At 65.2% G+C, this 7,324-nt stretch carries 7 protein-coding genes and 1 pseudogene; 4 read left to right on the top strand and 4 right to left on the bottom strand.

Annotated features, from left to right (window positions below):
- Positions 1–309 (top strand): annotated as a pseudogene (locus RMO57_RS12740) (radical SAM protein); the annotation flags it as partial.
- Here the strand turns inward: RMO57_RS12740 and RMO57_RS12735 are convergent.
- The 3 genes from RMO57_RS12735 to RMO57_RS12725 all read right to left on the bottom strand — a co-directional run bounded on the left by RMO57_RS12735 (position 300) and on the right by RMO57_RS12725 (position 2,815).
- Positions 300–905, bottom strand: a complete 606-nt coding sequence (locus RMO57_RS12735) for a tRNA-uridine aminocarboxypropyltransferase (protein WP_310387145.1) — start codon at positions 903–905, stop codon at positions 300–302. The pseudogene RMO57_RS12740 and the gene RMO57_RS12735 overlap by 10 nt on opposite strands.
- A complete protein-coding gene (locus tag RMO57_RS12730) occupies positions 802–1,413 on the bottom strand; it encodes a hypothetical protein (protein ID WP_310387143.1) in 612 nt (203 codons plus the stop codon). Before RMO57_RS12730 ends, RMO57_RS12735 begins: the two co-directional genes overlap by 104 nt.
- Before the next feature lie 157 nt (positions 1,414–1,570).
- Positions 1,571–2,815, bottom strand: a complete 1,245-nt coding sequence (locus tag RMO57_RS12725) for a hypothetical protein (protein WP_310387141.1) — start codon at positions 2,813–2,815, stop codon at positions 1,571–1,573.
- A gap of 43 nt (positions 2,816–2,858) precedes the next feature.
- Here RMO57_RS12725 and RMO57_RS12720 point away from each other — a divergent pair, with 43 nt between their 5' ends.
- A complete protein-coding gene (locus tag RMO57_RS12720) occupies positions 2,859–5,702 on the top strand; it encodes a DEAD/DEAH box helicase (RefSeq protein ID WP_310387138.1) in 2,844 nt (947 codons plus the stop codon).
- A 3-nt stretch (positions 5,703–5,705) separates the two neighbouring features.
- Here the strand turns inward: RMO57_RS12720 and RMO57_RS12715 are convergent, their stop codons facing one another.
- Positions 5,706–5,879 carry a hypothetical protein gene (locus tag RMO57_RS12715; RefSeq protein ID WP_310387136.1) on the bottom strand — a complete coding sequence of 58 codons (174 nt, stop codon included), beginning with the start codon at positions 5,877–5,879 and terminating at the stop codon, positions 5,706–5,708.
- 196 nt (positions 5,880–6,075) lie between these two features.
- Between RMO57_RS12715 and RMO57_RS12710 the strand changes: the two genes are divergently transcribed.
- Together RMO57_RS12710 and RMO57_RS12705 are read left to right on the top strand one after the other, a co-directional pair.
- On the top strand, positions 6,076–6,441 hold the full coding sequence (locus RMO57_RS12710; protein ID WP_310387134.1) for a thioredoxin family protein: 366 nt from the start codon (positions 6,076–6,078) through the stop codon (positions 6,439–6,441).
- A 533-nt stretch (positions 6,442–6,974) separates the two neighbouring features.
- The coding region (locus tag RMO57_RS12705) for a winged helix-turn-helix domain-containing protein (protein WP_310387132.1) at positions 6,975–7,324 on the top strand (350 nt) is incomplete at its 3' end.

Raw genomic sequence — 7,324 nt, 5'->3', positions numbered from 1 at the left:
CAGAGCGGCTTTTTCCACCGCTTTGCCTGCACCGTGCATTCGCCGGTCGGCCGCGACCCGGCCGACTACGGCATTACGCTGCGGCCGCTGCCGCCGGTCAGTTTCGCCAAGAATGATGTCGGCTTCATCGACCCGAGCGGGGTCGACCATGACCGCCTCGGCATCGGGCTGAAGAAGGCGATCTACAACTATATGCACGGCATTGGGCTGGACGAAGACGTGCGGACCTGGTTCCCCTTCAAAGTGCCGAAGACCACGGTGGCCCGCAACCGCATTGCGCGCGCCCTGAGCGCTTCGGGTCAAGGCTGAAAGCGCAGCGCCTGTTGGGCGACAAATCCGTCGAAGCCTTTGAGCAAGTCATCAAAGGCCGCTGATGGCCCTTCCAACTGCTGCAGGGCCAAGACGCTGGCCTCCAGGGTCGAGAGCTGATGCCCGAGATGGGCCTTGCGGACGGTATAGCGCGAGGGCGGTGGGTCCAGCAGCGCCAAGCGCGGCAAACTTAGCAGCAAGGGGTTGAGCAGCAGCATCTTGCGACTCTTGCGCCAAGTCGCATCAAGCACCACCAAGCGGCCGCAAGCCGGCGCGGCCATCAGGCCTGCGCTGATGCGCGGACGATCTTCGGGGTAGAGCAGCCAAGTTGAACCGGTCTGAGTGGTTGCCAAGGCCTGCGCCAGCGCTTGCGCATCGAAGCTTTCACCGACCCAGATGCGGCAGTGTTGCAGCGACAGCCGCAACAGCGTGGCCGTGCCCTTGGCATGATCCTGCTCCAGGGGATGCTGCAGCAGCAGCAACTCAACCCGGTTAGCGACCGGCCTGACCCATTGGCAGATGCAGGCCTTGACGGGCCTCTGGCAAGTCAAGCATAGGGCGCGTGGCGACCCAGCCAGGCTCGGTGCTGGCGGCACTGGCGACGCTAGATTTTTTGGATGATTTTTTACGGCGTCGCGCATAGGAGCTGTTGATGGTACGGCTGCGAGCCTGGCCACCACCGAGTTTGCGATATTGCTTGGCGGCCAAAACGCCGGCCAAGCCCAGCCCAAGCAGCAGCGCGATGGTGTTGAGCAGGCCCCACAGCGGCGGCTGTGTGGCCGAGAACAGCATGACGCGGAACGATTGCTCGTCGACCGCCTCGATGTCGGACCACTGGAACACACCGATCAGCAGCCAGACAAACCAGGCCAGGCCCAGGCCGGCCAAGCACCAGGCTGTGGTCGGGCGCCGACCCAGTTTTGGCGAGCGAACGGTGAAATAGCCCCAAACCAGGGCGATGCCGAAGAGCAGCAAGGCAATCGCGCCGGCCTCGGCCAGCAGCGTGCCGAAACTGCCGCGACTGAAGAGGGTGTGGGGGAATATATCGGCCGGCAAGTTGATGTCGGCCAGCAACCAGGCCAATGCCCAGCAAACACCGTACATGAGCAGGCCTGAACCTAGCGATGTCAAACCTCTTGAATCTCTTCTTCTCATCGCCGCTCCTCCCGTATCCAGCATCCTAGCTGCTATTTTCGCGACGACTTCGGTTCGAGGAGGAGTGTTGACGCCATTGATTCTGCGGGGCGACGCTGAAACTTCATCAACTTGACACCGCCAACGCCGCCAGCCGCGCCTCGATGTCCTTCATCATCTGTTTATAGGCGGGTGCTTCGGTGCCGCCGTAGCGGCGCAGGAATTCCAGCTCGCTCAAAAACTCGGGCAGGTCGGAGACATCGGGCATGAAGGCCGATTCGGGCAGGCCGCGGCTGACCAGCGCCTGCAGCTTCTCCGGCGCCTGCTCGGACAGCAGGCCAAAACGAGCGCCGGCGCGGTCGGCGGCGACGTCATTGAAGCTGAAACCACTGCCGCCGCGGGTGTCGGACAACTCTTTGTAGACGCCGATGGCGTCGGCCAAGGGCCCGCCGCCCTCAACCGCCAGCGCCGCCGAGACCAGGAAGTGCATGGCGAAATCGTCGCGCCCGTTCAGCGTCACCTGCAGCGGCGCCGGTTTCGGCCAGGCCTGCGCCGCCGGCATCACCCGCGCCCAACTCTCGCCGGTGGCATAGAGCGCCAGCGTCAGGATGGCGGCGCGGTTCTCCGCCGCCGCCTGTGTGCTTAAGCCCGCACTGCGCTGCTGGGCCAGCGTGAACATAGTCGGCAGCAGCGTCGCCAGCGAGACCGGCTGACCCGGCGGCAGCGTCAGCACCCAGGCCGCCAGATGCTCCTGGTAGGCATAGGCGCGTTGCTGTTCACCGGCCGGCCACAGCGAGGACATCACCTTGGCCATGCTGTCCTTGTGCCAGCGGTACTTGACATGCAGCAGCTCGGCGCCGAAGCCGACGCGCTCGATCATGTCGTCGGCCAGTTGCAGATCGAACGCCGCCGGCAGCCGCTGCAAGGCCTGGCGCGCACCCCAGTTGGCGAGCCAGGCGGGCAGCGGCAGCCGGCCAAGCGTCAAGCGGCTGAACGTCGGCAGGCCGGACGTCGCCTGCAGCTCGGCATCGATATTTAGCCAGGCGCCCAGTCTGGGCAGCGGCACGCTGGCCTGCAGCAAGGCCAGATCGGGACGCAGCTGCACCCGCGCCGCCGCCTGGCCATAGAGCTTGGCGGCTTGGCCCAGCATCAGGTTCAGCTCCTGCTCGCGCACATTCAGCACGCGTTGGGCGCCGGTTTCCAGCCGGCGCGGGTCATTGCGGCGCAGGAAATTCTTGGCCTCTTTGATATCGGCTGGCTGCAGCTCGGTCGCCATCGCCACCAGGGGCGTGCGCTGCAGGCTCAAGGCCAGGCCCAGCGCCAGCATCAGCAGCAAGCCGAGCAGGATTCGTCGTATCGTTACAAGTCGCATGGGGCGCAGTCTGCCAGCAAAGCTAGACCTGACAATGACGGCCATGTCCGTCGAGCCTCTTTTACCGCTAGTCCCGCGCATCTGGCCGCCCACCGAGTCCGCGTTGGTGCGCCTGTTCGAGCGCCACCGCCTGCAGCGCGGGCGCGGCATTCAGGCGCAGATTCTGGATCTGCAGCAAGACGAGGTCGGCGCCAGCGCCCGCGTGGCCGGTGGCGGCGACCAAGTCTATGAGCTGGCGCTGCAAGGAGTAGTGGGAGCAGACGGCCGGCCGCATTACAGCACCCAGTGCAGCTGCCGCAACCGCCATTTTTGCGAGCATGCGGCCGCCGTGATGTTGAAGCTGCAGATTGCCGCCGATGCACCGCAGCGCGCCGCTGTGTTGCAGCAATGGGTCGCCGCGCTGCGCCGCAAGGCCGGGCGCGACGAGCTCAAGACCCTGCCGCGCTTGCCCGAGGCCGATGCCGCCAAGCTGATGGACCTCTTGCTCAGCGACCAGACGCCGGCCGTGCCGGAGCTGGCAAAGCCTGCGCCCGTGCCACCCAAAGGCGAGCCGGCGCGCTTCCGCCCGCGCCTGAACCTGCGCACGCTCAGTCGTGGTGACGGGCTCTTGGGTCTGGCGCCCGGCGGCAAGCTGGGGCCGCGCGGCGACACGGTGACCGTCGCGCAAGTCGACTGGACCTATGCCGACGGGCGCGGCCTGCTGTGGGACACGCCCGCGCCGCGCTCGCTCCTGAACAGCCGCCCGCCGCTGACGCAGGCCTTGGGCACACGCTTGCTGGCGCGCGATCTGCTGGCCGAGGCCGAGGCGCGTGACCAGCTCTGGAGCTCGGGGCTGATTCCCTTGGACGGCGAGCTGCTGCAATGGCGGCACCCGGACAGCGCCGCCGGTCTGGGCCATCTGTGGACACTGACGCAGGAAGACTTTTTTGCCGAGTTCTGGCTGGAGCGGGTGCCCGAGCTGGAGGCCAAGGGCTGGGCCATCGTTGTGCAGCCGGGTTTTGCGCACCGGCCGGTCGCCCCGCAAGCCTGGAAGATGGACATCAAGCGCCTGGGCCTGCCGACCCGCGAGGGCTCGTGGTTGCTGACCCTGGGCGTCGAGGTCGAGGGTGAGATGCTCGATCTGGCGCCGTTGATCGCCGACTTACTCAAGCGTGACGCGCGCTGGCTGGACGCCGAGGCGATCAGCGCGATTGACGACGACGCCATCATCTTGCTGCACGCGCCGGGCGGGCGCCGCATCGAGGCGCCGGCGGCGATTCTGAAACCCATCGTGGCGGCGATGGTCGACCTGCTGACCGACCCCAGACGCCGGGAAGGCCCGCTGCCGCTGAGCGACTGGGACGCCGCCCGCCTGCTGGGTGTGGACGAGCGCTCGGGTTGGCAGATCCATGGCGACGCCGACCTGCGCTTGCTGGCGCAGAAGCTGATCGCTGCTGGCGAGCCATGCTCGGTGGCGGCGCCCAGTGGCTTGGGCCTGACGCTGCGCCCCTATCAATTGAGCGGTCTGGCTTGGCTGCAATACCTGCGCGAGCAGGGCCTGGCCGGCATCTTGGCCGACGATATGGGCTTGGGCAAGACGGCGCAGGCCTTGGCTCATCTGCTGCTGGAAAAACAAGCCGGCCGGCTCGACCGGCCGGCGCTGGCCGTGCTGCCAACCTCGCTGCTGTTCAACTGGCAGGCCGAGGCCGCCCGCGTCGCGCCGGCTTTGCGCGTGCTTTCGCTGCAGGGGCCGCTGCGGGCACAGCATTTCCCCCATTTGGCCGACTACGATCTGGTGCTGAGCACCTATCCGCTGCTCTGGCGCGACGCCGCCGCGCTGAGCGCCCAGCCCTGGCATGTCTTGATCCTGGACGAGGCGCAGACGGTCAAGAACGCCAGCAGCCGGGCGGCGTCAGCCGTGCGCAAGCTCAGCGCCCGGCACCGGCTGTGCCTGACCGGCACGCCGCTGGAGAACCATTTGGGCGAGTTGTGGGCGCAGTTCGACTTTCTGATGCCGGGCTTTTTGGGTGACGCCCGCAGCTTCGCCCGGCTCTGGCGCAAACCGATCGAAACCAATGGCGAGACCTTGCGGGCGCGGCTGCTGGCGCAGCGGGTGCGGCCCTTCATCCTGCGCCGGCGCAAGGAGGACGTGGCGACCGAGCTGCCGCCGCTGACCGTCGTGACGCGCAAGGTCCAGCTTTACGGCCAGCAGCGCGATCTGTACGAGAGCGTGCGGGTGGCGGCCGACAAGCAGGTGCGGCGGGTGCTGGCGCGGCGCGGTTTTGCCGGCGCGCAGATCTCGGTGCTTGATGCGTTGTTGAAGCTGCGCCAAGTCTGCTGCGACCCTTATCTTGTCAAGGGGCTGGCGATGGCGGCCGAGATGGAGCGGGCCAAGCTGGAGCTGCTCAGTGAAATGCTGCCCGAGCTGGTCGCTGAAGGGCGGCGTGTGTTGGTGTTCTCGCAGTTTGCCGAGATGCTCGGCCTGATCGCCGCCGAGCTGGACCGCTTGGCCCTGCCTTATCTGACGCTGACCGGGGCGACGCCGGTGGCCGCGCGCGGCGAGCTGGTGCGGCGCTTTCAGGCGCTGGAGTTGCCGCTGATGCTGATCAGCCTGAAGGCCGGCGGCGTCGGCCTGAATCTGACGGCGGCCGACACCGTCATCCATGTCGACCCCTGGTGGAACCCGGCGGTGGAGGCGCAGGCGAGCGCACGCGCACACCGCATCGGCCAGGACAAGCCGGTGTTCGTCTACAAACTGGTGGTGGCGGGCAGCATCGAGGAGCGGATGCTGGAGCTGCAGGCGCGCAAACTGGCGCTGGCGGAAGGGGTGCTGGGCAGTGACGAGGCCGAGGGCGCCAAGTTCACTGCGCAGGATTTGGCGCTGTTGATGGCGCCTTTGGATAGCTAGGGTTTAACGCTTGCGGTCGAAGCGGATCGCGCGGGCCAGGCTGCGGCGGTCGCTGCCGTAGTTGCCGGCCTCAAAGGCCTCATGCTTGCGGCCCTTGTTGTCGGCCTGGCCGGCTTGCAACTCGGGGCAAGGCATGCGGCGGGGCTGTGGTTCGGACGAATGTTGTTGCGTTTTCATGGCTTTTGCCTTTGCGAAACCGGGGGGATTCCAACAATCCCGCTCCGTTTGAAGGCACAACGTGAGCCAAATCGGTGCGGTTGACAGCGCTGCACCATTTTGTTGAATTCTTTCCATCGGTGGTTCTACCCGTTCGGTCGTCGCCTGTTTGCAACGACTTCCAGCGGTGCCGTGCTTCATCGCTATGCTTCGCCCCATGATGATCGCCTCCGATGCCCATGACCGCTGTGCGCAGACCACCCTGGTGGCCTGCCTGTGCGCCGCTTGGTGCCGCACTTGTGACACCTATCGCGAAGTGCTTGCCGCTTTGCGCCAGCAGCACCCCGACTACCGTTTCATCTGGGTGGATATCGAGGATGACGAGGAATTGGTCGGCGACTTGGAGGTCGAGACCTTTCCTACCTTGTTGATTGGCGTCGGCGAGCAATTGCGTTTTATCGGGCCGGTGACGCCGCATTTGGCCACTGCCCAGCGACTGGTGGCTTCGGCCGCCGAGATGCCGGCTGTGCAGGCCAGCCCAGCGGCGCAGGCTTTGTTGGTGCGATTGCAGAGCAGCTGCTAGGCGTGAACTGAGAATCAGGCGACCGTCTATTGGTCCGTTTTCCGCGTTTGGTGAAAATTGAGTTGGCAAATCGAACGCGAATCTGTTTTTTCTTCGAGACCTAGCGTCGCATGTATTGCTCTCCCCGCACGATGCCGGGAGTTCGCCCCGGCGGCCGACTCACTTTTCTTGCCGTCGCCAAGAAAAGTAAGCAAAAGAAGGCGACCCTGCCGCATGGCCCTGCGGGTCCGCTCAGTGCTCAAATTTGCCGGGCCGCGCCCAACTCACTTCGCTACGCTGCGTTCAGACAAGGGGCGCGAAACCAGTCTTTGAAGTCGCTGCGCGACGCCCGGAAAATTCTGCGCTCTTCGCCCATGCAGAAGGGGTTGAACTCCAAAGAACACGGCTCGCTGCGCGTCGCCTCGATGAGTGCTGCGCTTCGCGCTAGCACCTTTCAAACCGGCGTTACTGGGGTCAGGTCTTGCCTTCATATTCGAGACCTGACCCCGGCCTTTGTGAGCTGCTGAACTTCTCGCTGCAAGTATCCTACGCACATGGCCATACCTGATTACCAAACCTGCATGCTTCCGTTCCTGCGCCATTTGGCTGACGGCAACGAGCACTCACTGAGGGACGCTGAAGAGGCCCTTGCTGAACATTTCAATCTAACGCCAACAGAGAGGGTCGAGCTCCTGCCGAGTGGGCAGCAAGGCATCTTTAAGAATCGAATTGGCTGGGCCCGAACGTATCTGAAAAAGGCCACGCTGATAGAGGCCCCGAAGCGGGGCGTGTTCAAAATCACTGAGCGAGGCCTGCAAGCATTAGCGTCCAAGCCAGCTCGAATAGATGCCAAGTTTCTTGAGCAATGGCCTGAGTTCCTCGAATTTCGGGACATGTCCAAGGG

The sequence above is a fragment of the Roseateles sp. genome, assembly GCF_031397715.1.
Taxonomy (GTDB): Bacteria; Pseudomonadota; Gammaproteobacteria; order Burkholderiales; family Burkholderiaceae_C; genus Paucibacter_A.
Note: the sequence above shows the minus strand (reverse complement) of the source record. Positions and strands in the feature narration are given on the sequence as shown.

Bases quoted from the DNA above. Each gene is read 5' to 3' on its own strand.
- RMO57_RS12730 (WP_310387143.1), bottom strand. From the start codon at position 1,413: ATGTACGGTGTTTGCTGGGCATTGGCCTGGTTGCTGGCCGACATCAAC.
- RMO57_RS12710 (WP_310387134.1), top strand. From the start codon at position 6,076: ATGATGATCGCCTCCGATGCCCATGACCGCTGTGCGCAGACCACCCTG.
- RMO57_RS12725 (WP_310387141.1), bottom strand. From the start codon at position 2,815: ATGCGACTTGTAACGATACGACGAATCCTGCTCGGCTTGCTGCTGATG.
- RMO57_RS12720 (WP_310387138.1), top strand. From the start codon at position 2,859: ATGTCCGTCGAGCCTCTTTTACCGCTAGTCCCGCGCATCTGGCCGCCC.
- RMO57_RS12715 (WP_310387136.1), bottom strand. From the start codon at position 5,879: ATGAAAACGCAACAACATTCGTCCGAACCACAGCCCCGCCGCATGCCT.